Origin of the sequence: Akkermansia sp. N21169 (genome assembly GCF_029854675.1) — a bacterium.
Lineage (GTDB): Bacteria > Verrucomicrobiota > Verrucomicrobiia > Verrucomicrobiales > Akkermansiaceae > Akkermansia.
The window spans coordinates 1-1,083 of the sequence record NZ_JARWNC010000015.1; the positions used below are offsets into that span (position 1 = coordinate 1).

The following is a 1,083-nucleotide window of genomic DNA, read 5'->3' on the forward strand; positions in this document are numbered from 1 at the left end:
CCTCACCCTCACCGGGAAAGCCTCCTACGCCGGCACCCTCGCCGACTTCGGCGGCACCCTCGCCGCCTCCGGCAGGGACGCCTCCCTCACCCTCGCGGGCACCGGCAGCAAGGCGGCCGCCCTCGCCGCCTCCGGAGGGGGCTCCCTCACCCTCGACTACACCTCCGGGGACGCCACCTACTCCGGCCTCACCCTCACGGGCGGCTCCACGGCCACCCTCATCGCCGGCAACGGGGACGGAACCAACAACACCCTCACCCTGCGCCGGGGAGGCACCGTCAGCGGAGACTCCACCCTCGGCTTCATCCTCAACACCGAAGCCTCCGGCAGCCTCTCCTCCACGAGCCCCCTCGTCACCACCGGAGGCAGGGAAACCCTCGACATCGCCGAGGGAGCCACCGTCCGCCTCGCGGCCGGTGACGGCCAGGAAGTCATCCACGGCACCATGCCCCTGCAAATCGCCCTGGCCTCCAAAGTCAGCCAGCAGGGAGGCATCAACCTCGTCTTCGACGAACTCTTCGGCAAATACTTCGACCCGTCGCAATCCCGCGTCGAAACCGTCGAGGGCACCATGATCCTCACCACCGCCGCCAACCGCAACGGCTTCTACGTCCACCAGGCGCAGAGCGAGACGGCCCGCAGCGGCGGAGCCCTCATGGACAACGCCCTGGTCACCGTCAACCCGCAGACCACCGACAGGGACAGCACCCTCGCCGCCCTCCTCAACGCCGTGGACGCCTCCATCAAGGCCCACGACCGTGCCGGAGCCAGCCGCACCATGGCCGCCGCCGCGGGCAGCACAGTAACGAGCCTCCTGGGCTCGCTGCAGGCCGACTACCGCTACCAGCAGACCCTGGTGCGCAACCGGATGACCACCATGGGGCTGCCCGACGGGTACAGCTACGAAGGAGACCTCCCCCTGTGGAACACCTGGCTGCAGGCCACCGGCACCTACAACCGCCTCAACACCGACGGGGACGAAGCGGGCTACCAGTACAACACCTGGGGAGGCACCTTCGGGGTCGACGCCAACCTCAGCAGCAAATTCACCGCGGGGCTCGCCATGACGGCGAGCTACGGGAA

1 protein-coding gene and 1 pseudogene are annotated in these 1,083 nt (G+C 69.1%); one reads left to right on the forward strand and one right to left on the reverse strand.

The window, feature by feature from the left end; all coding sequences use genetic code 11:
- Window positions 1–754: pseudogene (locus tag QET40_RS00270) on the reverse strand (hypothetical protein); the annotation flags it as partial.
- Here QET40_RS00270 and QET40_RS00275 point away from each other — a divergent pair.
- Window positions 731–1,083: autotransporter domain-containing protein (locus QET40_RS00275; protein WP_280125165.1), on the forward strand; the 353-nt coding region annotated here is incomplete at its 3' end. The pseudogene QET40_RS00270 and the gene QET40_RS00275 sit on opposite strands and share 24 nt — an antisense overlap.